Source organism: Pantoea sp. GD03673 (assembly GCF_029844725.1).
GTDB lineage: Bacteria > Pseudomonadota > Gammaproteobacteria > Enterobacterales > Enterobacteriaceae > Pantoea.
The window spans coordinates 703,735-727,742 of the sequence record NZ_JAOCKJ010000001.1 but is presented as its reverse complement, the minus strand read 5'-3'; the positions used below and the strand labels follow the sequence as shown (position 1 = coordinate 727,742).

Genomic DNA, 24,008 nt, shown 5'->3' with positions numbered 1-24,008 from the left:
GGAAACTGAAACTGCCCGGCTCACCAGGCGAACGAAACCTTCTCATAGCCCGTTCGCGCAGCGAACTCCCCCGGCCTCAGCGCCGCAGCAGCCCGTTCGCGCAGCGGACACAACCCGCTTTAGCGCTGCAGCGAACTAACCGCCCCAGGCCAGCGGCGACAACTTACCTGAAAGGCGGCTCATTAAACGTCCGCAACTTACGCGAATGCAGTTTATCGCCCTCGGCGCGCAGCAACTCCACTGCGTGAATGCCAATCTGCAGATGCTCTGAAATCGCCCCCTCGTAGAAACGGTTTGCCTGACCGGGCAGCTTAATCTCGCCGTGCAGCGGCTTATCCGAGACGCATAGCAGCGTGCCGTACGGCACGCGGAAGCGATAGCCCTGCGCGGCAATGGTGGCGCTCTCCATATCCACTGCTACCGCGCGGCTCAGGTTAAAGCGCAGGGAGGATGCGGAGTAGCGCAGCTCCCAGTTGCGATCGTCGGTGGTGACCACCGTGCCGGTACGTAACCGCTGCTTCACCTCTTCACCTGGCATTCCGCTCACCGATTTGGTGGCGTCATATAGCGCACGCTGCACTTCGGCAATGCTGGGCACCGGGATGTCTGGCGGGAGCACGCTGTCGAGCACGTGATCGTCACGCAGATAAGCGTGGGCCAGGACATAATCGCCGATCCGCTGGCTCTCGCGCAGACCGCCACAGTGACCAATCATCAGCCAGGCGTGCGGACGCATCACCGCCAGATGATCGCAGATGGTTTTGGCATTCGACGGGCCAACACCGATGTTAATCAGCGTAATACCACGGCGATTCGGTGACGTCAGGTGCCAGGCAGGCATCTGGTGCTTCTTCCACGCCAGATCGGAGAGCATCGACTCGCTGTCGGCCGTCTCAGCCGTCAGCACCACATCACCCGCGCAGGCCAGACTGTAGTATGGGGTGCCGGGATCGCGCACCTGCTCAATCGCCCAGCGCACAAACTCATCCACATAACGGGTGTAGTTGGTGAACAGCACAAACGGCTGGAAGTGCTCCACGCTGGTGCCGGTGTAGTGACGCAGGCGGGCCAGCGAAAAGTCGGTTCGCAGCGCGTCGAAGTGGGACAGCGGGAATTTTGCATCAGCGTGGAACAGACCGTCGGTCGTCTCATCGCCAATCTGCGACAGCTCGGTTGTCGGGAAGTGGCGCGCAATACCGGCGCTCATCGTTCGATCCAGTGACAGGTCGGAGCCGTCGATCACGTAAGGATAGGGGATCTCCTGGCTGGAGGGCACCACATCGATCTCCAGCTGATACTCCTTTTCCAGCATCGCCAGCTGTTCAGCAATGTAGTGACGCAGCAACGCTGGCCGGGTCACGGTGGTGCTGTAACTGCCGGTGTGGGTGAAACGACCCCAGGCACGCGTACGATTCTGCTGCGGGCCTTCGCCGTGCCAGGTGATACGCAGCTCCGGGTAAACAAAAAGTCCTTTTTTCCGCTCGGCGGCATCGGGCAGCGCACCGTTTTCGGTAAAGGTTTTAATTGCCGTACGCAGCGCAGTGACAGCGTCATTGTACAGGCGTTCAAGTTCATCCAGCGCCTGCTGGCTGGTCAGGTTTTTCCGTTGTGTCGGCATGGTTTCTCCTTCCATTTTTTTCCGCAATTTGCCCCAAGCTTAGCGGGTTTGTTGCAGAGATTGGTGAAGAATCTATGATCGCCTTTTTTTTGTGCTAACGATGCGCGCAATCTGACCCGTGCGGCGCTGAGCCGGAACGCGCATCACAAAAATTCATTAAGGAAATCTTCACTATCGAAGCTGGCGATACGGCCGTTTTTATTGCGCTGCAGAGGGGAATAGGGTGATCTTAAAGCGGGTGACACCGGACTGACAGCCATTCGTAACGTCCCGAAAATAATCAGGTTTGCTACAGATGGCGGCGCAGCGAGGCAGAATCTGCCGTAATGAGACCAAAAAGTTTGTAACCATGATTAATTTGTCCCGGAAAGACTTTGCATATTTCTCTGCCCCCTATCATCATTAGATCTCGTCAGTCTCTTCTGATTTGGTAATCCTTTGCAAAATCCCGGCGTAGCAGTGATGCAGGCGATCAAGCGCACGGCGTGGTACCCGAAACGCCGTTCTTATCGCACGCTCTACTGGCGTGAAATATCGCCATTAGCAGTGCCTATCTTCTTCGAGAACGCCTGTGTGCTGTTGATGGGCGTACTGAGCACCTTCCTGGTCAGCTGGCTGGGTAAAGAGGCAATGGCGGGCGTCGGCCTGGCCGACAGCTTCAACATGGTGATCATCTCGTTCTTTGCGGCTATCGATCTCGGCACCACGGTGGTGGTGGCGTTCAGCCTGGCAAAACGCAACGGCAAGCGCGCCCGCGCCGCCACGCGCCAGTCGCTGGCTATGATGACGATACTCGCCTTTGTGCTGGTGATCGCCATTGAGTTCTGGGGCCATCTGATTGTCGATGCCATCGCCGGTGCCGCTGACCCCAAAGTTAAAGCGCTGGCGCTGAGCTATCTGCAGACCTCCGCCTGGAGCTATCCGGCGGCGGCCATTACCCTGATCGGCAGCGGGGCGCTGCGGGGCGCGGGTAACACAAAAATTCCGATGCTGATTAACGGCGGCATGAACATCCTCAACATCATTATCAGTAGCGTGCTGATCTATGGCTGCTTCTCGTGGGACGGTTTAGGGTTTATCGGTGCCGGTCTCGGGTTGACCATTACCCGCTACATCGGGGCGATTGCGGTGATTTACGTGCTGATGATCGGCTTTAACGCCTCGCTGAAAATCACGCTGTCGAGCTATTTCCGGCGCTGGAACAGCAGCATTCTGATGGAAGTTTTAGGGATAGGCGTGCCCGCCAGTATCGAGTCGGTGCTATTCAACGGCGGTAAGCTGCTGACACAGGTGTTTGTGGCAGGCATGGGCACCAGCGAGATTGCCGGTAACTTTATCGCTTTTTCGGTCGCCTCACTGATCAACCTGCCGGGCAATGCACTCGGTTCCGCATCCACCATTATCACCGGCACCCGTCTGGGTAAAAATCAGGTGTTCCAGGCGGAGCGGCAGGTGCGGCATGTTTTCTGGCTGGCAACGGTGTGCCTGAGTGCAATCGCGCTGCTGACAGTGCCGATGGCCGGCTTGCTGGCGCGGTTTTACACCAGCGACCCGGAGGTGATAAACGTGACGAAGCATCTGCTCTGGCTTAATGCGTTGTTTATGCCGTTATGGGCCGCGTCATGGGTGCTGCCCGCCGGTCTCAAAGGCGCACGCGATGCGCGCTACACCATGTATGTGTCGATGTTCAGCATGTGGGGCGCACGCGTGGTGGCGGGATACCTGCTCGGCATTGAACTGGGGATGGGCGTTACCGGCGTCTGGCTGGGGATGTTCCTTGACTGGACGGTGCGCGGCATCTTCTTCTGGTGGCGGCTCAACAGCGGTAAGTGGCTCGACCGCTATTATAAGATGATAGCGAAAACGGGTTAGCGTTATGCCTTTGCCTACCTCCGGGCGCGGGGGGAGGCATCCTCTCCCCCCTGAAAATAACATCTCCGTCACATCTCCAGGCTTTCGGAATTAATTTCAGACAGTTGCACAAAGCCAGTCTTATCGGACAGGATTAGCGTAATGCCTGCTGCGCATTGACGCAGACACTACTTGTCAAGGTGACCCTATGATCCGTCTGAAAACGGCGCTGGCACTTCTGCCGCTGCTGTGTAGCCCCCCGCTGTGGGCGACAACCTTTGTTTATGTGTCGAATGCCGAATCCGGCACGGTTTCCCGTTATCAGCTCAGCGAGGCGAATGGCAGCCTGCAATGGCGGGGCGATACGCCCGCCGGGAAAAAAATTATGCCGCTGGCGGCCAGCCCGGACGGAAAACGGCTCTATGGTGCGCTACGTACTGCGCCTTACGCCATCATCAGCTGGCGCGTCACCCGTCCGGATGGTGATTTGCAGAAAATGGCGGTGACCCCGGTCGCGGCCAGTTTTCCGTGGATCACCACCGATAAGCGCGGGCGCTATCTGCTGGCCGCGTCCTATGACAGTGATATTGTCACCAGCAACCGCATTGATGATAAAGGCATCGTGACAGCCCAGGTCACGGGTGAGGTGAAGACCGGACCCCATGCCCATTCAGTGATCACCGACGTCAGCAATCATTCGATCTACGTTGGCAACCTTGGCGCGGATCGGGTGCTTCAATATACCTTCGCCAGTGACGGGGCCATCACGCCGCTGGGTACGGGATTTGTGCAGGGCGAGAAGAACAGCGGCGCGCGGCATTCGGTGATTTCGCCGGATAATCGCTTTCTCTATAACCTTGCCGAGATGAGCGGCACCATTACGCAGTTCCGGCGCGCGGCCGATGGCACGCTTACGCCATTAAAAACCTGGCCCAACGCGGTGGCGAAGAAATATAACCTGCAGCATGGCGAGCAGCGTCCGGCAGGCTATAGCGATCCGACGCCGCGCATCTGGGCGGCAGACATTAAAATCACGCCGGATGGAGAGTTTATCTATGTGACCGAGCGCACCTCCAGCACCGTCAGCGGTTACCGGGTCGATAAAGCGTCAGGTGAATTAACGCTGATCGGCAGCTGGCCGGTGGAAAAACAGCCGCGCAGCATTGCGATTGATGCGCAGGGTAAGTGGCTGATCGTCAGCGGAGAGAAGAGTGCCGTCATTGGCAGTTACGCCATCGATCCCGCCAGCGGCGAACTCAAACGGGTGGCTGAAGCGCCCGCCGGAAAAGGGGCAAACTGGGTGACGCTGATAACGCTGTAAATGTTTTGAGCAGCCAGCGCCTGAAGGCTAAACAGTCGGTTTGCTGCTTATGCTGTTTCCGGCATAAGCAGCGCAGAAATTTTTGCTTCAGATTACCCGCATAAGCAGGTTTACTCAGGGCATCAACTGATGCGGAGAACCTGAGATGAAACAGAAACTGATAGCCTGGTTTGAACAGCTGCTGAGCGGTCCTGCGGCGGGTGAGCATGTGCATGATGTTAACGTTGAACTGCTGCTGCCATTGAGCCAGCTGTATGGACTGGAATACTATCCGGCAGTGCAGCGCTTCCATGAAAAATAATGGTTGTTGTGTGTTGTCTGGTTAAAGGCCCGCGATGGTGCGGGCCTTTTAGCGTTCAGAGGGCAGGGCATGAGTGTCAAATCGTTTGTCAAAGAAGAGGCTGGCAAATATAGACAATCGGGTGTTTCTGGCATTTTACGTTCTGCGGGCTCTCTTTCATTATCATTCGCTCACGTCCATCCTTTATCACCCTGTTCTTTTTTTACCTGCCCATCAGGCAACAGAACGCCAATCGTACATGCTGGTAATAACGTTTCATCGTCGCTTGCTTCATCTCAATGGTGGGCCGGGCGAGGGCACCTGTGGGTGCGCCGGTTTCTTGTGCCCGGTCGTTCCAGCCTCGTTCAGTCTGCCACCCCTTAGACGGCAACCACGGTTTGCCGTTTAAACGCCTGTTTAAGCCAGAAACCGGCGTAATAAATCCTGATACGTTTAAAAGCGTTATCTTATAGCAGGCTTTATCTTTCAATGGCGTCGCGCTTAATGCGTTAACTGACAGACCAGCCCGGTGAGTGCGACTTTTTTATTGAGCACGCCAGCAGAGGACGCTTTATCAACCAGTTGCGGCAGATATCTGGCCAGCAGATTCACTGCATCACAGGTGCTGATACCCATTCGCGTAGCCAGTTGCTCAATTGCCACCGGACTCATCATCTTCTGCACCAGTTCACTGCTCAGAACAACGTTTTGCTGATCGCTCAGCCAGGAATTAACCACTTCACTGTACGCACCGCGCTGAAGATAACTTACGATGGCAGGCAAACCGCCTTGTTGTTCAATCCACTCCAGCACACCTTTCACTTCCTGGCTGGTTTGCGTATTCAGGCCGCACATCGCCAGCACTGTATCCAGTAAACGCATTCTTTCCCCGTAGAGTAATAAGTTAAGCCATCTGATATGCGCTGATTTTATGGATGACGGACAGCACAATAACTGAACCTGCCCTGGCAGTACTGTGACTATTCAGCGCACTGACCCTGCCAGAATTCAGGGCGGTACTGACGACACCGCCAGGCAGCACGTCGATAAGCAGGTTCAACAGAACCCATAAAATTGCGTCCATGATTTAAAACCCACTTTAGCTATGGTTTAAATCAACGAAACGAAATAAAAACCGATATAGCGTACGCTGCGCGATGTTTTTCTGGCAATCCTGTTTATTCAATTAAAGTAAACGAACAGGAAACGACAGAGGAGTAATTGTGAGCATTCTGGACAATATAAAAATTGGGTGCCGAGTTGTTATATGACATTGATGAAAATGTTGAAGATACGTTCTGATTTTTAGCTGATACGGTGAACATAGGGGATAGACTTAACGCGATGGCTAAGCCGTATTATTAGCGCTTCATCGCATATGAAAATCTTTGCGCTGAATAAATTCTCCCGGGATATTCGGCTGTGAACCCAGCCAGGGGAGCGATAACATTATTAACAGGATGCGTTGTTGCTTAGTTGGTTTTCTTAACCTCATAGTAAAAACAGAATTTAATCTGGATTTTAAGCCGGTTAATGTTTCATCAATTTAGCCGTGATATTGACAGGGAGAAGGGAATGTATTGTCGATTAAGCAATAAACTTATCCTGGATATTTCGTCAGGTAACGTCTTCAGGGACAGGAGAACAGACTAATGGGCGCGATGGGTTTTTACCTGCGGGCAGGTGATTCGACGACCTGCGGGGGAAAGATACTCACCGGGGATGAAACGTTAAGCTGGTATGGCGTGGCGGGAGCACGGGAAGGTGACCTCGTGTCGTGCGGCCAGCATCCTGGAGCGTATAAAATTCTGGGTGGAACATCTGATGCCCTGGACGAAGGCAGAAGGCTGGCAGGAACGCTGGACAGTGTAAGCTCATGTCCGTGCCGGGCAAGGTTCATCCCGTCCATCCCGGATTGCTATATCAGGGATGATACGCCCGAAGAGCAGGCAGAAAAGGCGCGATTGCTTGCTCTTGTGACGTTGCGGAAAGAGCAGGCGCAGCAGAAGGCAGAGGAAAAACGGCTGGCTGAAGAACGCGACCGCAACCGCGTCTTTGCCAAATCCTGCCTTCGGGGTGAGGGCTGTAATGATGCCGGGGAAGAGCAGGAACCTCATACCAATTTTGCTTCAATGGCATTTTATCAGGCTGTTCTTACGGAAGATCCGGCATCAGATACGGATGTTCCACAACATGCTCAGACCGCCAGGAAAAAGAAACCTGCTGAAGAGATTCCAGAGCCAAAGAAGCGAAGTGTTCTGCATAAATGGTGGTTTGGTAATCATGAGGAGGTCGAATACCAGCGGGCAACCGCCGCAGCGACCAGTGCTGCTAATGTCCAGACGGCTGTTGAAGGAGCCAGCGTTCTTGGTCTGGTAGGCGGCAGTGCCATTACGTCAGGAACATGGGCAGTAAAACTGGGTGAGATGGCCACAGGACTGGGAAGGATTGCTGCCGGTGGTCCCGGTGCTCCCATCACAGCAGTTGTGCTGGGAATGATGCCCGGCAGGCTCAATGACGGTGAACAGGACTTTATTGACCGCATGAGACTTGAGCAGATGCGTGAAGCACCAAGCCGCGTGCGTTATACGTGGGAGCAGGATGATAAAGGTAATCCGGTTCCTCATGGCTGGCATACACCACCCGGTAAAGACAGGGTGCGTGTGCGTAAAATGGAGTGGGACAGCAGCCGGAAGGCGTATACGTTTACCACAGAGGAAGATCCACGTATCACCATCATCTGGACGCCAGACAGTTCAGGTGCCAATGTTCCTTCAGATACGGGCAACCTGAACCCGGTAAGGATACCGAACCCGGTAGTTGTTGATCCGCTGCCGGAAGATACCCGTATTGAGGCAACGACCACTCCGGCAGCGGAGGAGAAGACGTTTGCGGATTATATTCTTATTCTGCCAATATCGGATATTCCACCGATTTATGTATATCTTAGTCAGGGACGTTCCGGTATTCCTGACAAAGATCATGATTATCATCCAGCCCCGGAAACCAGTGAAATTGGTATTTCAGGTCTTAGACAGGCTAAGAAAAAAACACCTAAACAAGGTGGCGGTGGACTTAGAGAGCGTTGGGTTGATGCTAAAGGCAGGAGGATTTATGAATGGGATTCTCAGCACGGTGAGCTTGAGGAATACAGGGCAAGTGATGGTGAGCATTTAGGGTCTGTAGATTATAAAACAGGTGAGCAGTTAAAACCTGCAGTTAAAGGCCGAAATATTAAAAGATATCTTTGAGGTGAAAGATGGGACTGAAATTAACATTAGAATGGTTTGATAAAAAAGATGAGATTTTGGTTAACAAAGAGACCTCTGCGGATTTAGGTCAGGATGGGAGTCTGATCAAAAAATTTAACTTACCATTTGATGGAAGAATATATGACGGTGGATTCGATGTGTTAAGTTCGTGGAAGAACGATTTACAACCATTATTTTCACACCACATTGATTTCGATAAATATGACTACCAGCTAATATTTAAACGAGATTAATAAAATAATATACATTTTCCATTCAACTTGATATAAGCAGCACAACTGGCCTTTTGGGCTGCTTTATTCCTGAACTTCCCGAACACTTAGCTAAAGTGCGCCAACAAAAGCCATCAGTCAGCTTGCATCCCTTATCGAGGAGCTTAACGTTTTTTACTTTAGGATCAGTAAGTGACATAACGGCATCCCCCCATTTGTTGCTAAAAGGGAAATCGAACCAGCATTTTTACAGGCAACATGATATGGCTTCGGGCGGTTTTAGAAAACGAGGGGGAACCTGAAGAAAGAAATGTCCAGCTGACAGAAAGCAAAAAACCAGACGTCGTGAGACATCTGGTTTCTTTAATCTGGCTCCTCTGACTGGACTCGAACCAGTGACATACGGATTAACAGTCCGCCGTTCTACCGACTGAACTACAGAGGAATCGTTGGAACGAGGCGAATATTAGCGACGTCGCTCTCGGGTGTCAACAGCAAAAAATACATTATCATTCAACTGGCTAGCTTTAACGCAATACGATCGTGTTTTAAGCAGTCCGGGCCGTATCAGAAGCCATTCGGCTCAGGGGATCCTGCTGATAAAACTGGCGCAGATGCTGATACATGGCGGGAAAACGTTCGGCCAGCAGAACCGGAGCCGTAAAGAAATATTCAGAAAGGACGGCGAAGCACTCAGCCGGATCGCTGGCTGCGTAAGGATCGATAGTGGCGGCCTGTTCCCCCACCAGTTCCACTTCACTCTCAATCTCTGCCATCGCGGCACGTAAATCCCTTTCCCAGAGTGCGACGTCACGCAATGGTATCACCGGAACGCCGCTGGTATAACCGCTGCCGCGTGCGTCCAGCTTGTGTGCCACCTCATGGATCACCAGATTAAAGCCGGAAAGATCGAACGAATCCTGGATATCGAGCCAGTTGAGCACCACCGGTCCCTGGGTCCAGCTCTGCCCGGCATGAACGGCAGGTGCGCTGTGAACCAGCCCAGCTTCATCCTGCCACTGATCCTCGACCTCGAACGGCTCGGGATAGATCAGCACATCATGAAACCCGTCCAGCCACTCCAGACCCAGCTTCAGCACCGGCAGAGAAAAGAGCAGGGCGATCCGCACGCTGCGCAGTTCATCCAGCTGTGCGCCTCCGAGAGGCACCAGTTTTTTCTGTTGCAGAAAGCGCTTCGCCAGCTCTACCAGCGCCTGCTGTTCGGTCTCATCAAGCGGGCTGAAGACAGGCTGTGACAGTCCCTGTTGCCACGGCAGTGCCGCCAGCGTGGTGTCGTTATGCGTTTTCCAGGGCCATTTAAACATCGCAACTCCTGCACAGAACCGGGCTATTTCGCTATCCTGACGCGGCAGACATAAAAATGCCAGCATCGAATGCTGGCATCGTCTCTCTGACTTCAGGCGTGAAGGGTGTCTATTCAACCCGTTAGTGCGACCGTTGTCTGTGATTTAACCCGCAAAGCGCAGGGCTGAGGCATTAGTTGCGTTCGACGCGCTGAAATTCAATGACCCAGACCCAGGGATTCACTTCCCAGCTGGTCGCGCCGTACTGTTTTTCCCAGGCTTTGCGATAGGCCTCTTTCGGCGACTCAGAATTCACATTCATCGTGAAGAAGTTATTAAGGAAGTGCGAATCGGTCTGAACACCCTCCGCCATAATGTCATCTTCACTGATATCCTGAATCTTCTCGGCACGCACGCCGGTAATTTCGAGGTTGATGCGGCTGGCCCAGCGCGGCATATGAATAGCGGTCTGCCAGCCAAACTCCTCGGCTTCGGGGGTGCTCATCGCATGCTGACCCAGCTCATTGCTGTCGGCACGATACTGGCAATATTCCGGCAGGCGAAAGGGCGTTGGATCGCGTTCATATTCGGCCAGATCGCTCTCTGGCACCATTGGACCGCGCCAGGTTTCCCGTACCCAGAGGATGTCACCCGGTTTACCGTAGGGGCACTGATAGCTGATATCGGTCATCGACATCATTTTGTAGCCATGCAGATGGTTAGCACTGACATCGAAAGCGTGTACGCCTTCGTGATGATCCTGTCCCGGCCCGAAAGCCTGAGTTTTCATAATGCGCCGGGTTTGCGTTTGCTGGCCAACCAACAGGGCACGAACACGCTGTTCGGAAAAAAGAATCGGCCGTTCTTTCATGGATTACCTCTTTTTATTAGTAGAACCCGGTTACTGCTGTAAACGTCCAATTGCTTCGCACCTGAACGTTATAATAAAAGCTTTAAATCATTTTGCTTAATAATTTGTCGCCTGACAGTCACTTTCAAATTGTCACGTTGGGTATTAAAAACCAGCAAAATGCAAAAAGCGCACCAAAGCTTATCACGCAATCGGCAGAACGCGACGAACAGCCCGGATACAGTACGTTATAACGGTAAAAATAGGAACCTTTTCAGATTTTTTCACCTGCTGCCGCCCACATTTTTACAATTAATCACGTGACAAAAAAAAGTTAAGCACGCACTCCCGGACCGCTTCAGAATGAATCAAACATTACTGCTGTTAAACTAATTTTCTTAGCAGCAATTCACTAAGGAAAGGCTGAAAACCGCCGAAATTGCGGTATTTATGTAACAGAGATGCTATACAGATGATCCAGATCTCATTTTTCTGCCCGAAATCGCCGGCAGCTCCGCTCTTTTCAACAGCACTGTAAAAAAAGTGTCATTAGCCAGTCGCTATGATGGCTTGCCGTTCGCGCACTGATCACGACAGAGACGCTGCTGTCGATCACTACAGGGAGATAGATTATGTCACTCACACTCTGGCAATCTCGCTTTGAAAGCTGGTTTCAGGCCAACTGGATCCACGACGACGGCGCGCACGATATCGCCCATCTGCGGCGCGTCTGGATGAGCGCGCAGCGAATCACGACCGGCACGAATGCGGATCCGCTGGTGGTGCTTACCGCCTGCTATTTTCATGACGTAGTGAACCTTCCAAAGAATCATCCGGAACGTCATCTCGCCTCGACCTATGCAGCCACTGAAACTCAGCGCATTCTGCAGCAGGATTTTCTCGACTTTCCGGCTGAAAAGATTGATGCCGTCATGCATGCCGTTAAAACACACAGTTTCAGCGCCGGTATACCGCCTCAGACGCTGGAAGCTAAAATCGTTCAGGATGCTGACCGGCTGGAGTCGCTGGGTGCGATTGGGCTGGCGCGGGTCTTTTACACCGCTGGTGCGCTCAATCGCCCGCTGTTTGACAGTCAGGACCCGCTGGGGAAAGACCGCGAGCTGAATGATGTGAAATGGACGCTGGACCATTTCCAGAAGAAGCTGCTGCGTCTGCCGGAAACCATGCACACCGAAACAGGCCGCATGCTGGCTGAACATAACGCCGATTTTCTGGTGCGCTACATGGCCAAGCTTTATGCCGAGCTTCAGGGCAATCTGGTGGGGATGGATGAGGGCGTACTGCGGGATTTCACCCCCCTGAAAACCGAATATTAAATTTTTATGACAGTATGTTAATCGAAACGGTCATCCGGTAGCGTGTGAGCAATAACAAAAAGGAGCTCCCCGATGACCGAAACTGTTAATTTAACGATTAAAATTGATCCTGAGCTGAAAGAAACAATTAAACAACTGGCGCTGGAAAACCAGATTTCAATGAGCCAGGAAATTGTGCAGCGTTTGCAGGCCAGTCTGGAAACGCATCCACATCCGGCCATTGATAATCAGGACACCACCGAAGAAGCCGCTGAGGGAGCCAGTGCTCATGACGCAAAGGCCGACGGATTAAGCGCCGCCGAGTTGAAGCAGATTCGCCTGCTGCTGAAGAAACAGAGCAAGAAGAAAAAATAAACCAAAAACCCGTCGTCAGACGGGTTTTTTCATTTCAGTTCAGATGCCTTCAGCTGACGGATATGCGGCAGCAGCAGCTGCGCCACCGCCGCAAACACCGGCACCACCACCGAGTTACCAAACTGCTTGTAGGCCTGGGTATCTGAAACCGGAATGCGGAACGGCTCGCGGCCCGGCACGTCAAAGCCCATCAGGCGGGCGCACTCGCGCGGGGAAAGACGACGTGGCCGGCGCGCCATGTTATCGGCATCCTGAAACTCCGCTTCACCCCGAGTACTGTCCCAGCCGCGGTCGATCAGAATCTCTGAGCCATCTTTGTAGTAGCGTGCTGACAGCGTTCGTACGCAGCAGTCAGGATTTCGCGGATCGTTAAGGCCAAAGCCAAAGCCATTGCCTTTGGCTTTGTGTTTTTTCGCATACTGGTAGAGGTATCGCCACAGCACCGGCGACAGGATATATTTGTCGTCTGGCGCGGGCTCCAGCAGGCTTTGCAGGCTCGGCACCTGCGCCGGATAGAAACGACGGATGTCACGTAATGTGAAATCCTGCTTTTTCAGGTCACGGCGGATACCCACCAGCACAATGCGTTCACGATGCTGCGGCAGGAAGTGACGCGCATCAATCACTTTGGCATCTGGGCTGCCTGCGCCAGCATCTGCAACGTCATAGCCCAGCTCATCCAGCGTCTCCATGATAATGGCGAAGGTACGGCCTTTATCGTGGCTCTTAAGGTTTTTCACGTTTTCCAGCACAAAAAAGGGCGGCTTCTTGGCGGCCAGAATGCGGGCAACATCGAAAAACAGCGTGCCCTGCACCTGACACTCAAAACCGTGGGCCCGGCCCAGCGCATTTTTCTTGCTGACGCCCGCCAGCGAAAAAGGCTGACAGGGAAAACCGGCCAGCAGCACCTGATGATCGGGGATGGCCGCATCAATTGCGCGGTATATCTCTTCATCACCGGTCAGACCTTCCGGCTGGGTGACCTGACGGATGTCAGTATTGAAGTGATGCTCCAGCGGGTCGCTGTAGTGGTTGGCTTTGTACGTGCGCACCGCCTCTTTGTTCCATTCACTGGTAAACACACACTTGCCGCCGATCGCCTCAAACCCTTTCCGGATGCCGCCAATCCCGGCAAAGAGATCGATAAAACGAAACTCAGGATTATCATAATGAGCGGGACGGCTCGGCAGCAGACGCTGTAACAGCAACAGCTCCGCCTCACACAGCGATGGCAGGGCGCTTTTACCCTGACGGATGCGGTTCAGCAGGGTCGGCGTCCAGCAGGAAAATCCCGCCTGCTGCAGGCGGGCCGTGAGATCACGAACCGAATAGATGGCCAGCACCTGCTGAAGAAGTTCAGACGCATCAACAGATGAATGTGCAGCAGAGAGTGGTTCAGCGAGAGCGGCGGGATGCATGCGTTTTTCCTTAACAGTAAGGGGCCTATGCTATCACTCCAGAGGCTGTGAGGAAATTGCCGGGATGTGCCCTGTGTCAGAGCCCCGGAATGTTCTGTTTTTGCGGCGCACGTTCCGAAGTCGTCCGGTGGTGGCTTTCGCTTTTCGTGACGCAGACTAAAGTTACAGGACCAGCAAAAAAGGAGAAGGTATGGCTGATGTTCACTCCAGCGAAACACGCAGTAAAAATATGCGTGCCATTCGCGCTCAGGATACGGCCATTGAGCAACGTATTGCGCTGTTGCTGAAAGATCGGGGATTCAGCTTTCGCGTGCAGGATAAAAATCTGCCGGGACGACCGGATTTTGTTCTGACCGAACAGCAGGCGATAATTTTTGTTCATGGCTGCTTCTGGCATCGTCATCACTGCTATCTGTTTAAGCTGCCGGCGACGCGCACAGAATTCTGGACCGGAAAAATCAACAGCAATGTTGAACGTGACCGGCGCTATGTCCGTCAGCTGCAGGAAGGCGGCTGGAAAGTGCTGATCATCTGGGAGTGCGCCCTGCGTGGCAAACTGCGCCTGGCGGACCAGGATCTGCTGGAGCGGCTGGAAGAGTGGTTGCTGGCGATGTCGGCGAGTGCCGAGATCGACCATCAGGGCATTCATCATTACAACGCAGATTGCTAATCAGGGACATAATTGGTTAGATCGGCGCTTTCTCCGTGGCCAGGAGCCTGACATGAGCAGCATAAAACTGACGGTAAAACGCCTTTACCAGATTCGTGATGAGCGGATGGTGAACACCAAAGCAACAGCGCGGGTCTATTGCGGCGACAGGCTTATCGCCACGGAGGAGATCACCGGCATGACCGAAAGTCCGGTCAGCAAATATCTGCATGCTGACGGAGCCGCAGGTGACAGGGTGAGGGTGGAGTGGGATTGTGAGGGCATCGCGGAGATGACCGTGACGGAAATTGAGCGCTGCCCATGTTGTCAACATAACGAACCAGACTAAGGATAAGATTTTGGCGGGCACCAGTTTACTGACTTTACTTGATGATATTGCAACACTTCTGGATGATATTTCCGTCATGGGAAAAGTGGCGGCAAAAAAGACCGCTGGCGTACTGGGCGATGATTTGTCGCTGAATGCACAGCAGGTCACCGGCGTAAAAGCCAACCGTGAGTTGCCCGTAGTCTGGGGCGTGGCCAAAGGATCGTTTCTTAACAAACTCATTCTGGTGCCGCTGGCGCTGATTATTTCCGCGTTTGCTCCCTGGCTGATTACCCCATTGCTGATGATTGGCGGTGCCTATCTTTGCTATGAAGGCGTGGAAAAAGTCATGCACAGTCTGCAACACGACAAGCAGAGCAAATCACCGGAAGCGCGGCAGCAGCGACTCGATTCGCTGGCGAATCAGAACGCGGCAGAGTATGAGAAGAAAAAAATCAAAGGCGCGGTGCGCACCGATTTCATCCTCTCAGCAGAAATTGTCGCAATTACCTTAGGGATTGTGTCGGAAGCGCCGCTTCTCAGCCAGGTGATCATCCTGGCGGGCATCGCCATTCTGGTTACGGTTGGCGTTTACGGCATCGTGGCAGCCATTGTAAAAATTGACGATCTCGGTTTCTGGCTGCGTGAAAAGCCGTCGCGCTTTGCGCAGGGTATCGGCAGCGTGCTGCTGGCTGCCGCGCCCTGGCTGATGAAGATTCTCTCGGTGGTCGGCACCCTTGCGATGTTCCTGGTCGGCGGCGGTATCGTGGTGCATGGCATTGCGCCTTTGCATCATCTGATTGAGGAAGTCAGCGGCGGTTTCAGCGGCTGGATCGCGATGCTGCTCAGCAACGGCGCAAACCTGGTGCTTGGTTTCATCATTGGGTCGATCGTGCTGTTAGTGGTTAACCTTATTGCCAGAGTGCGCGGAAAATCGGTATAAAGCGCACTGTGATTGACGGTCAGGAGAATGACGATGAACGACGATATGTTTGAATTTGATATTGATGCACAACTTGAGCAGGCTGAAGCGAAAGCGGAGAAAAAAGCCAGCGAAGTGCCGGATGATCTCGGTGACGAAGCCGATTGCGAAGGCTGTAAAATCTGACGTCAGCGTCAACCCTTCTTCAAAGCGGATAATATTTTTTATCCGCTTTTTTTATTTTCCGCATATCCTTCTACATAATTCTGAATTTGCCCTTTTTTTGCGTGCCTTAACAGGCAAGGGTCGCCTTTGCCTGCTATAAAGAAAATAATCACCCAGGTTAATAACAGGCATGAAAGGAGCGCAACATGGTTTTCGCAATCAGTGAAAAAGTGCAGCACAAGGAAGAAGGTCATACGATGGTGGTGACCGGCTACGCCAGTGGGATGGTGGAGTGCCGCTGGTATGACGGCTATGCCGTGCGCAGTGAAGCGTTTCGCAGTGATGAGCTCTGCGCCCTGAATCCGGCGCAGCAGCTGGCGAGCTGACAGCATCAGGCCTGAGGGTCAGGCGACCCGTCAGGCCCGGTTTCACACAGCCTGTGGTCCGACACACGCCCTGTGCCGTTCCGGTTCAGACGTTTCCGTCATTATCCTCTTCAACCGCCTGATAGATACGCTGCAATACATCCGGGAACGCCGACTGAACGCGGCTCCAGCTCGGAATAAACGGCTTATCGTTTGGACGCTCAATAAAGGCCTGTCCGGCTTCCAGAATCGACTGGGTAAACATCTCCACCGCGGCTTCCTCGACGTGCTGATCAAACTTCAGTCCGTTCATCGCGGCTTCGTGGTTATAGGTCTCCATCATATCCAGCGCATTACGGTAATAGGTTGCTTTCAGCACCCGGAATGAATCGCTGGTCAGCGGCACACCCATTGTCGCGAGCTTACGCAGCAGTGACTGGACGATATCGCTGCTCATGCGTTTAAGGCCACCGGTGCCATCCTCTTCAGCCAGCGGCTGATGTTTGTGATCGTAATTATCAGCGATCTCAACCTGGCATGACTGGCGGGTGGTGTAGTTACGGTAAATCTCCGACAGCACGCCAATTTCCAGTCCCCAGTCGCCGGGGATTTTAATGCCGTTGAGCACATGCGTGCGCATGGCGAACTCCCCGGAGAGCGGATAGCGGAAGCTGGTCAGGTAATCCAGGTATTCAGAATGGCCATAGACCTTCTGCAAGGAGCGCAGCAGCGGCCCCACCAGCAGGCGACCCACGCGACCGTTGAGCTTGCCATCCGCGACGCGTGCGTAGAAGCCCTTACAGAACTCATACTGAAACGCCGGGTTCGCCAGTGGATAGAGCAGGCGGGCCAGCATGCCACGCTCATAAGTGACAATATCGCAGTCATGCAGCGCCACGCAGCTGGTGCGATCTGACGCCAGCGTATATCCGGTGCAGAACCAGACGTTGCGGCCTTTACCCGGATTGGTGGGCGACAGGCCTTCTTTATCCAGTTCCGCATCAATGGCTTTCAGACGCGGGCCGTCATTCCACAGAATGCGATGCCGCTGCGGCAGACGGGAGAAAAACTCACGGGCAAACAGGAACTGATCGCGGTCGGCACGATCAAGACCAATCACAATTTCATCCAGATAGGGCACTTTTGCCAGCTCATCGACGATTTTCGTCAGCGCCGGGCCTTCAAGTTCGGAAAACAGCGATGGCAGGATCAGCCCCATTTTGCGTTTGCGGGCAAAGCGAACCATCTCTTTTTCCAGCGACTCCACGCTGCGGTGGGTCAGATTGTGGAAGTTGGTGATTACGCCATTCTGATAAAAGTCACTCATCGCATCATCCTTTTAATGCCCGTGGGCAGCTTATTGAGGTTGAGTCAAAAAATAGTCCAGGCCTTCACGCCAGCCTTCGGGGCCGTGGTGAGCGGTATGATAGACCTGCTGCGGGTCGGTCCGGCTGAGTGTTACCGGCGTTTTACTGTAGCCCTTAATCACCACGGCATAATCAACCGCATCCAGCATCGGGGCATCGTTAGGCCCGTCACCCAGACCGATTGTCGTACGTGCTTCACCGGGAGAATGTTCCAGCAGCCAGCGCAGCGCGTCGCCTTTGCCGCTGCCTGCGGGCATCACATGCCAGAAACGCCCGCCCTGGGTCAGCGCCAGGCCGTCAGCCTGCAGCGCCTCCCGGAACCGATCAAAAGCCTCGTCGCTGTCGCGCCAGACAATTACTTCAGACGCGTCGCGCTGACGCGACAGCGCTGCATCTGCCTCACTCAGTCCGGTCATTGAGGCAACGTCCGGATCGGAGAAGTCATGAAAGCCGGTAAAGCGGAAGGTTGTTTTGAGTGCAGCCAGCCGCTGGCAGATTGCGTCATAACTCAGCGTGTTATCCGGCAGACGGATCCGCTGCTGATCGTCTGTCTGGACCACGGCACCGTTCTCGGCAATAAAGGGTGAACCACTGATACTCAGCCTTTTTTGCAGCGGCAGAATCTCGGCGGCTGTTTTACTGGAACAGATCACCACCGGCACGCCGTGCTGTTTCAGCGTTGTGAGCCACCCGGTGGCCGCCTCCCAGCGATAGGTATGATGGTCGAGTAGCGAACCATCCAGATCGGTAATAATCATTAACGGTTGTTGAAGATCGGGCATGAACAGGCTCCTTTCATCACGTTCGCGGCTAAAGCAGCGATTTTTCAATATTATAGTTGAATATGGCTCACACTTTTTTTCCTGCCACGCTGGCTGAAAATCCAGGATAAATCTTAAAAAGAAAGGGCGGTAAGGGAAGCGATGCAAGAGATGTGCAAGGGCTAAGTCACTGGCTGGCGCGGTGTTTTCGGCAACGATTGCGCTAAAACGACCCGTTGCGTTGCAGAAACGTGCATATCTGATGCTTGTTTCGGCGATGCGATCGCGTAATCTGCAGGGGTGTTAAGAATTCCCTGGTGTAACGAATTGAATTTTTACCCGGCCTTCCCGCCGGGTATTTTTTTGAAATCGATTTCAGCGGTTAGCTTCATAGGCGCGATAATCGCAAATGTCGATTTCAAATGCGTCCGCCAGTTCCGTATAAGAGTGGAACACCTGGCCTTCAACTTCGACCCGTGGCAGCTGGCCCTGCTCCATGTAATCCCGAATCTCTCCTGACGTTTTCGCCTGAATCGCCGCCAGTAAGCCCTCGACATCAACCTTCAGATCGGATGACTGCGCATCGCTGTGCTGCTTTTCGTCTGTCATTTTCTGACTCCTGCGAGCAAACAGAATAATCAGTATAGAACGTGGGGCAGAAAGACGGGAGTGGGCCGATCGCAGGCAAAAAAAAGCCCGCGCTGCGCGGGCAAAATCCTTGTTACTTTTAGGTTGTGGCTGCATCTATGGGGGGATGCAGTGAGAAGAGTGTAACGGCCGGACGCGTAAGAAGTCTTGCGGTGAAATGTTAAGAAATTGCAAAAGTGGTCCTTACTCAGATTTACCTGACTTTGCGCCTGAACATAGCAGATTCAGCTATAGTTAATGATAAAGCTGATTTTTTTCAATACCTAAAGGAATGGTTATGGACATCTTAAGAATCATTATTGCAATTCTGCTGCCCCCGCTGGGCGTGTTTATGCAGGTGGGTTTCGGCGGTGCTTTCTGGCTGAACATTCTGCTGACGATCTGTGGTTATATTCCGGGTATCGTTCATGCCGTCTGGGTCATTGCCCGCCGCTAACGCGCTGCATCGCCCCGGTTCTTCGTTTAGACTGTACGCAGTAAATAATCAGGAGAACCGAAATGAAGGTAAATGACCGCGTCAGCGTTAAAACCGATGGCGGCCCGCGTCGCGTTGGCACCATTCTGGCTATGGAGCCGTTTAATGAAGGCACCATGTTTCTGGTGGCGCTGGAAGATTATCCACTGGGTATCTGGTTCTTTAATGAAACACAGCAGCCAGATGGCATCTTTGTCGAGCCTTACCCCGAAGCCTGAGGCTGACGCGCACTAAAAAAGCCCCTTTACGGCAGCCGTAAAGGGGCTTTTTGCATTCAGGACGTCTGCCGATGCTGACAGCAGCAGACGGTTACCGGAAGGGCGTCAGAACGTTTCCCAGTTATCGCTGCCCGCAGCCAGCGCCGGACGGGGCGCCAGTGCCGCTGTTTTTGCTGGCGAAGTAACACGTGCCACGGTACCTTTCGTGGCGGGCGAATCCTGCAAACGGAATGCCGCCACCGCCTGCGTCAGTTTACCCGCCTGATCTTCCAGCGAGGCAGCAGCAGCGGAAGCTTCTTCCACCAGCGAGGCGTTCTGCTGAGTGACGTTATCCATTTCAGTGACCGCCTGGCTCACCTGCTGAATACCCCGGCTCTGCTCGTCTGACGCCGCGGCAATCTCGGACATAATATCGGTAACGCGACGTACCGCTTCGACAATCTCACCCATCGTGCTGCCCGCTACGCCAACCTGATGTGAACCGTCATTAATCAGCGTGACTGACTCAGCAATCAGGGATTCAATCTCTTTGGCCGCCTGCGCACTGCGCTGGGCCAGATTGCGCACTTCGCTTGCCACCACAGCAAAGCCGCGACCCTGTTCACCGGCACGCGCGGCTTCTACCGCTGCGTTCAGCGCCAGGATGTTGGTCTGAAACGCGATGCTGTTAATGACGTTGGTTATCTCTGCAATCTTCTTCGAACTGCCGGAAATATTGGTCATGGTTTTCACCACGCTGCTGACCAGCTCGCCGCCGCTGTGCGCTTTACCCGAGGCATCTGCAGCCAGCTGGCTGGCGTGATGGGCATTCTCTGCGTTCTGTTTCACCGTGGCGGTGAGCTGCTCCATGCTGGCTGCGGTCTGCTCCAGTGCTGCCGCCTGCTGCTCGGTGCGTGAGGAGAGATCGGTGTTACCGGCTGAAATTTCGCTGGAGCCCTGATAGATCGCGACGGCACCTTCACGCACTGTTCCGACGGTCGTGACCAGCGCCTGCTGCATCAGTTGCAGGTTATGGATAAGCGTACCAATCTCACTGCGGCCATAGGGCAGGGGAGCGGAGGTCAGATCGCCCTGGGCAATGCGTTCAATGCGCAGCACGGACTGGCGCAGCGGGTTAATGACCACGCGACGCAGGAAGACAAAGGTCATCAGCACCAGCACCAGTGCGGCACTGAAGGCCACGGCCATGGAGATAAAGCCGATGCGCGACTGATGATCGGCTTCTGCGGTAATGGCGTTGGCGCGGTCAGTACGGATTTTGATCGCCTTCAGTAATACGGCGTTATACTCATCATCCAGCTTGCGGGTAACATCCGTCTCCTGCGCAATAATGCCTTCAAAGCTGCCCTGTTTACCGGCATTAATCATCGGTATCAGGCCTTTATTAATGTAATTATTGAAGCGTGCCTGCAGCGTGGCATCCAGCTCAACGTCCGCCGGGGACTTCACTTTGCGCGCCTCATACACGGCAAAGCCATCTTTCGCCTGCTGAATACGTTTTTCGGCAGCCGCCACGTTGGCGCGAAACTCGTCCATTTCACCGATACGCGCGGCGGCACCGGCCTGAATAATGGTCAGGCGTGCAGTACGCAGGTGGTTAGAGCTGTTGGAAAGGCCCATGCGCACCTGGATTTCGTCCGTGGCATCATCAAGGGAGTGGTTGCCTGAAATGAGAAAGTAACTGGCGACACCAATACAGAGTGCGAACAGCAGCAAAATGCCGCTGAAGATCAGGCTAAACAGCGGCACCAGGCGGAGATTCTGCCAGATGCCAGCGATTTTCTGTCCATCATTATCTAATGCAGTGTTCATATCCTTGCTCTCTTAAGGCTGTTGTTATAAGGCTAAACATCGGCAAAAGAGCGTAAAGACTTAACGGTAAGAGTGAGACCTGGCTCCCAATTTAGCGCAAAAAAAAACCGGCCATTCAGGCCGGTTCTTAGGGTTTGACGATCATCGAATATTAACGTAAATACCCGAGGTCACATTATCGGTTAAACGCACCACATGATAAATAACCTGTTTATTATGGGTTTTGATTTTGCGTTTAATATTACCTTTGTGTGACGATACCGTTTTGGCCTTAATCTGCATTTTATCTGAGATCTGGATGGTATCATGACCTGACATCCACATCTTCAGCATATTTGACTCAGTCTGGCTTAGCGTCAGCGGGTGAACATCCATGCCCGCAGAGATACGCGCAGACTGGTTAAGCTTCTTCTGCAAATAGGTGCTGAGTAAGGAATCCAGGGTCGATGTTTTCATCGATTTTGATGTAATAATCAGGTTCTTACGAACGTAGAGATATTCCTCAAAATGGATATTGCTAATCGCCATGAATATAAAGAACAGCGTATCAGGATGCTGCGTAATAATGCTACGAATACGTTCGCTGGAGTCTGATTCATGAATGAAACAATCTTCATTAATAAAAACGACGCCAGGATTTAATTGCTCACATTTTTGCTGTAGTTGCTCAATATCGGAGACAGAAGAGATATTTTTCTTCTTAACTCCTTTTGAAGACATGTAGTCTGATAATCCCAGGCGTGTGTAGTTGCAGGAATCCATAATAATAGTTGGCATAATAGCGACCCTCACCAATTTGTTATCCGTTTAAATCAACGATGAATACGCGTTGCGGTACGAGAGAGATTTCTTAGGTACTTTTTTATTCTGCTCGTGCAGTGTGGCAACAGGCAAACGCCTGTAAAAGTCTTCATCCCTGACCCGTTCTGCAAAAAATTTGTGCTGCCATGACGTCACACATTCTCCGGCAGTGGCGGGGAGTGCCAGTGAAGTGCCAGAGGTTAAGTAAGACTCATTTTTTTGGAACCGATGTCACTATCCATGAAAACACGGAGTTTTCTGATAGGACAATTCTCAAAAACATTTGTTTTACGAAAGTGTGAAGTCTCAGCGTGCGATGACAATGCCGGAAAAAACATTTTTTAACAAGAAAAATCACTTAATGTTTTTTCTCTTGTAAATTCAGTGTATTACCGGTTTTGCCTGCACATTCACAGTCTGACCGCTTCTGTGAACCACCCAACTAAAATACGCGAAGCCCGGTTTAATAAGAATTATTTTCAGACTATCTGCACGTTTATCAGAATTTCCTTAGTTGCATTCTGGAAAACATGGTTCGGAAAATGCACGGATGGTTTTGGGATACTTAAGTGTCGTTATGCAAAGTTAGTTAGAAACTTAATGTTCAGGGGCGGGATAGTTCTGTCAGGAACAGGGCGAGTAAATCAAATATTTCCCCGAACAAATGCTCACAGAACGGGGCCAGAAGGGGCATCAGCAAGCTGATGGTTAAAATTCCGACTGATAAGGTAATCGGGAAGCCAATTGCGAAGATTGATAACTGTGGTGAAACACGGTTTAACAAACCCAGTACCAGATTTACCATGAGTAACAAAACGATTAAGGGCAGCGCTAACATCATGCCATTAAGGAAAATTAATCCGCCGGATTTCACCAGCGCCATAAATGCGTTGGCATTTAGCGGATGACCGCCAATCGGCAGCGTATGAAAACTGTCCGCCAGCAGCGAGATCAGCCACAAATGTCCGTTAAAGGTCAGGAACAGCAGCATGGCCAGCATGTCGAGAAAACGGGCCAGCACCGGCATGTTCAGACGGCTGCCAGGATCAAAAAAGGTGGCGAACGAAATGCCCATCTGCAGACCAATCACTTCCCCGGCCAGACGCACGGCAGCAAAAGCAAACTGCATGGTAAAGCCCAGTGCGATACCAATCAGCATCTGCTGAATCAGCAGCCAGAAACCGGCAGGGGAAAACAGGGTGACATTAACAGCTGGTAACAGCGGCATCAGCAGCCAGGTGATCATCACCGCCAGACCGATTTTGACACGTTTGCTGACGGATCGTTCACTGAGGATCGGCGCGGTGGCGAATAAAGCCATGATACGCACCAGTGGCCAGAAGAACTGGCTGACCCACTGAACCAGCTGGCTGCTGTCGAGAGTAATCATCAGCCGATGATATAAGGCAGGTTAGTAAAGACGGTGCGGATATAGTCCAGCAGCAGATTGAGCATCCACGGGCCGGCAATGATACCGGTGGTGGCAACCGCCAGGATCTTAGGAATAAAAGATAAGGTCTGTTCGTTGACCTGGGTCGCCGCCTGGATAAGGCTAATCAGCAAACCGCTGACCAGCGCAGCCAGCAGCAGCGGGGCGGCCAGCATCAGGGCGACGCGCATCGCTTCCTGTCCCATTACCATTACTGATTCGGGTGTCATGTGTTGCTCCGGTAAGAAAGG

The 24,008-nt window shown here is 52.9% G+C and carries 26 protein-coding genes and 1 tRNA gene; 14 read left to right on the top strand and 13 right to left on the bottom strand.

The window, feature by feature from the left end; genetic code table 11:
* Nucleotides 1-163 precede the first annotated feature (163 nt).
* A complete protein-coding gene (locus N5J69_RS03460) occupies nt 164-1,618 on the bottom strand; it encodes an AMP nucleosidase (protein ID WP_279768073.1) in 1,455 nt (484 codons plus the stop codon).
* A 462-nt stretch (nt 1,619-2,080) separates the two neighbouring features.
* Here N5J69_RS03460 and N5J69_RS03455 point away from each other — a divergent pair, with 462 nt between their 5' ends.
* The 3 genes from N5J69_RS03455 (at nt 2,081) to N5J69_RS03445 (ending at nt 5,091) form a co-directional block, all read left to right on the top strand.
* Nucleotides 2,081-3,490, top strand: a complete 1,410-nt coding sequence (locus N5J69_RS03455) for an EmmdR/YeeO family multidrug/toxin efflux MATE transporter (RefSeq protein WP_279768104.1) — start codon at nt 2,081-2,083, stop codon at nt 3,488-3,490.
* Between the two features lie 187 nt (nt 3,491-3,677).
* The gene (locus N5J69_RS03450) at nt 3,678-4,790 is read left to right on the top strand and encodes a beta-propeller fold lactonase family protein (protein WP_279768072.1); all 1,113 of its coding nucleotides are present in this window, start codon (nt 3,678-3,680) and stop codon (nt 4,788-4,790) included.
* Nucleotides 4,791-4,935: 145 nt separating this feature from the next.
* The gene (locus N5J69_RS03445) at nt 4,936-5,091 is read left to right on the top strand and encodes a hypothetical protein (RefSeq protein ID WP_279768071.1); all 156 of its coding nucleotides are present in this window, start codon (nt 4,936-4,938) and stop codon (nt 5,089-5,091) included.
* Nucleotides 5,092-5,571: 480 nt separating this feature from the next.
* On the opposite strand, the gene N5J69_RS03440 is transcribed toward N5J69_RS03445, so the two are convergent.
* The gene (locus N5J69_RS03440; protein WP_279768070.1) at nt 5,572-5,952 is read right to left on the bottom strand and encodes a YidB family protein; all 381 of its coding nucleotides are present in this window, start codon (nt 5,950-5,952) and stop codon (nt 5,572-5,574) included.
* A 779-nt stretch (nt 5,953-6,731) separates the two neighbouring features.
* On the opposite strand from N5J69_RS03440, the gene N5J69_RS03435 reads away from it, so the two are divergent.
* Together N5J69_RS03435 and N5J69_RS03430 are read left to right on the top strand one after the other, a co-directional pair.
* Nucleotides 6,732-8,321: a colicin E3/pyocin S6 family cytotoxin gene (locus tag N5J69_RS03435; protein ID WP_279768103.1), complete on the top strand. Its 1,590-nt coding sequence runs from the start codon at nt 6,732-6,734 to the stop codon at nt 8,319-8,321.
* A gap of 8 nt (nt 8,322-8,329) precedes the next feature.
* Nucleotides 8,330-8,575, top strand: coding sequence for a colicin E3-like toxin immunity protein (locus tag N5J69_RS03430; protein WP_279768069.1), 246 nt, complete (start codon nt 8,330-8,332; stop codon nt 8,573-8,575).
* A gap of 348 nt (nt 8,576-8,923) precedes the next feature.
* On the opposite strand, the gene N5J69_RS03425 is transcribed toward N5J69_RS03430, so the two are convergent.
* From N5J69_RS03425 to N5J69_RS03415, 3 genes are all read right to left on the bottom strand, one after another.
* Nucleotides 8,924-8,999 (bottom strand) — tRNA-Asn (locus N5J69_RS03425).
* 103 nt (nt 9,000-9,102) lie between these two features.
* On the bottom strand, nt 9,103-9,879 hold the full coding sequence (gene mtfA, locus N5J69_RS03420) for a DgsA anti-repressor MtfA (RefSeq protein ID WP_279768068.1): 777 nt from the start codon (nt 9,877-9,879) through the stop codon (nt 9,103-9,105).
* 172 nt (nt 9,880-10,051) lie between these two features.
* Entirely contained in the window at nt 10,052-10,729 is a 678-nt protein-coding gene (locus N5J69_RS03415) for a hypothetical protein (protein WP_279768066.1), read from the bottom strand.
* 611 nt (nt 10,730-11,340) lie between these two features.
* On the opposite strand from N5J69_RS03415, the gene N5J69_RS03410 reads away from it, so the two are divergent.
* Both N5J69_RS03410 and N5J69_RS03405 read left to right on the top strand, forming a co-directional pair.
* Nucleotides 11,341-12,045: a phosphohydrolase gene (locus tag N5J69_RS03410; protein WP_279768064.1), complete on the top strand. Its 705-nt coding sequence runs from the start codon at nt 11,341-11,343 to the stop codon at nt 12,043-12,045.
* Between the two features lie 72 nt (nt 12,046-12,117).
* Nucleotides 12,118-12,399 (top strand): Arc family DNA-binding protein, encoded by a 282-nt coding sequence (locus N5J69_RS03405; RefSeq protein WP_279768063.1) that lies wholly within the window; start codon nt 12,118-12,120, stop codon nt 12,397-12,399.
* Between the two features lie 29 nt (nt 12,400-12,428).
* Here N5J69_RS03405 and dcm read toward each other — a convergent pair whose 3' ends face one another.
* Nucleotides 12,429-13,817, bottom strand: coding sequence for a DNA (cytosine-5-)-methyltransferase (gene dcm / locus N5J69_RS03400; protein WP_279768061.1), 1,389 nt, complete (start codon nt 13,815-13,817; stop codon nt 12,429-12,431).
* 190 nt (nt 13,818-14,007) lie between these two features.
* On the opposite strand from dcm, the gene vsr reads away from it, so the two are divergent.
* The 5 genes from vsr (at nt 14,008) to N5J69_RS03375 (ending at nt 16,267) form a co-directional block, all read left to right on the top strand.
* Nucleotides 14,008-14,487, top strand: coding sequence for a DNA mismatch endonuclease Vsr (gene vsr, locus N5J69_RS03395; protein WP_279768060.1), 480 nt, complete (start codon nt 14,008-14,010; stop codon nt 14,485-14,487).
* A 52-nt stretch (nt 14,488-14,539) separates the two neighbouring features.
* Entirely contained in the window at nt 14,540-14,815 is a 276-nt protein-coding gene (locus N5J69_RS03390) for a hypothetical protein (protein WP_279768058.1), read from the top strand.
* Nucleotides 14,816-14,825: 10 nt separating this feature from the next.
* Nucleotides 14,826-15,737: a DUF808 domain-containing protein gene (locus N5J69_RS03385; protein ID WP_279768056.1), complete on the top strand. Its 912-nt coding sequence runs from the start codon at nt 14,826-14,828 to the stop codon at nt 15,735-15,737.
* Between the two features lie 33 nt (nt 15,738-15,770).
* Entirely contained in the window at nt 15,771-15,902 is a 132-nt protein-coding gene (locus N5J69_RS03380) for a hypothetical protein (RefSeq protein WP_003854444.1), read from the top strand.
* A gap of 185 nt (nt 15,903-16,087) precedes the next feature.
* Nucleotides 16,088-16,267: a DUF2158 domain-containing protein gene (locus N5J69_RS03375; RefSeq protein WP_279768054.1), complete on the top strand. Its 180-nt coding sequence runs from the start codon at nt 16,088-16,090 to the stop codon at nt 16,265-16,267.
* Nucleotides 16,268-16,352: 85 nt separating this feature from the next.
* Here the strand turns inward: N5J69_RS03375 and N5J69_RS03370 are convergent, their stop codons facing one another.
* The 3 genes from N5J69_RS03370 to N5J69_RS03360 all read right to left on the bottom strand — a co-directional run bounded on the left by N5J69_RS03370 (nt 16,353) and on the right by N5J69_RS03360 (nt 18,983).
* The gene (locus tag N5J69_RS03370) at nt 16,353-17,573 is read right to left on the bottom strand and encodes a glycosyl transferase (RefSeq protein WP_279768051.1); all 1,221 of its coding nucleotides are present in this window, start codon (nt 17,571-17,573) and stop codon (nt 16,353-16,355) included.
* A gap of 30 nt (nt 17,574-17,603) precedes the next feature.
* Nucleotides 17,604-18,395 (bottom strand): mannosyl-3-phosphoglycerate phosphatase-related protein, encoded by a 792-nt coding sequence (locus N5J69_RS03365; RefSeq protein ID WP_279768048.1) that lies wholly within the window; start codon nt 18,393-18,395, stop codon nt 17,604-17,606.
* A gap of 354 nt (nt 18,396-18,749) precedes the next feature.
* On the bottom strand, nt 18,750-18,983 hold the full coding sequence (locus tag N5J69_RS03360) for a DUF2525 domain-containing protein (protein ID WP_279768046.1): 234 nt from the start codon (nt 18,981-18,983) through the stop codon (nt 18,750-18,752).
* Nucleotides 18,984-19,299: 316 nt separating this feature from the next.
* Here N5J69_RS03360 and N5J69_RS03355 point away from each other — a divergent pair, with 316 nt between their 5' ends.
* On the top strand, nt 19,300-19,458 hold the full coding sequence (locus N5J69_RS03355; protein WP_013358294.1) for a YqaE/Pmp3 family membrane protein: 159 nt from the start codon (nt 19,300-19,302) through the stop codon (nt 19,456-19,458).
* Nucleotides 19,459-19,520: 62 nt separating this feature from the next.
* Entirely contained in the window at nt 19,521-19,715 is a 195-nt protein-coding gene (gene dsrB, locus N5J69_RS03350) for a protein DsrB (RefSeq protein WP_279768044.1), read from the top strand.
* A 105-nt stretch (nt 19,716-19,820) separates the two neighbouring features.
* On the opposite strand, the gene N5J69_RS03345 is transcribed toward dsrB, so the two are convergent.
* The 4 genes from N5J69_RS03345 to fliQ form a co-directional block, all read right to left on the bottom strand.
* Nucleotides 19,821-21,527: a methyl-accepting chemotaxis protein gene (locus N5J69_RS03345; RefSeq protein WP_279768042.1), complete on the bottom strand. Its 1,707-nt coding sequence runs from the start codon at nt 21,525-21,527 to the stop codon at nt 19,821-19,823.
* A gap of 141 nt (nt 21,528-21,668) precedes the next feature.
* Entirely contained in the window at nt 21,669-22,304 is a 636-nt protein-coding gene (gene rcsA / locus N5J69_RS03340; RefSeq protein ID WP_279768041.1) for a transcriptional regulator RcsA, read from the bottom strand.
* Nucleotides 22,305-22,932: 628 nt separating this feature from the next.
* A complete protein-coding gene (gene fliR / locus N5J69_RS03335) occupies nt 22,933-23,718 on the bottom strand; it encodes a flagellar biosynthetic protein FliR (protein WP_279768040.1) in 786 nt (261 codons plus the stop codon).
* On the bottom strand, nt 23,718-23,987 hold the full coding sequence (gene fliQ / locus N5J69_RS03330) for a flagellar biosynthesis protein FliQ (protein ID WP_003854466.1): 270 nt from the start codon (nt 23,985-23,987) through the stop codon (nt 23,718-23,720). Before fliQ ends, fliR begins: the two co-directional genes overlap by 1 nt.
* Nucleotides 23,988-24,008 lie beyond the last annotated feature (21 nt).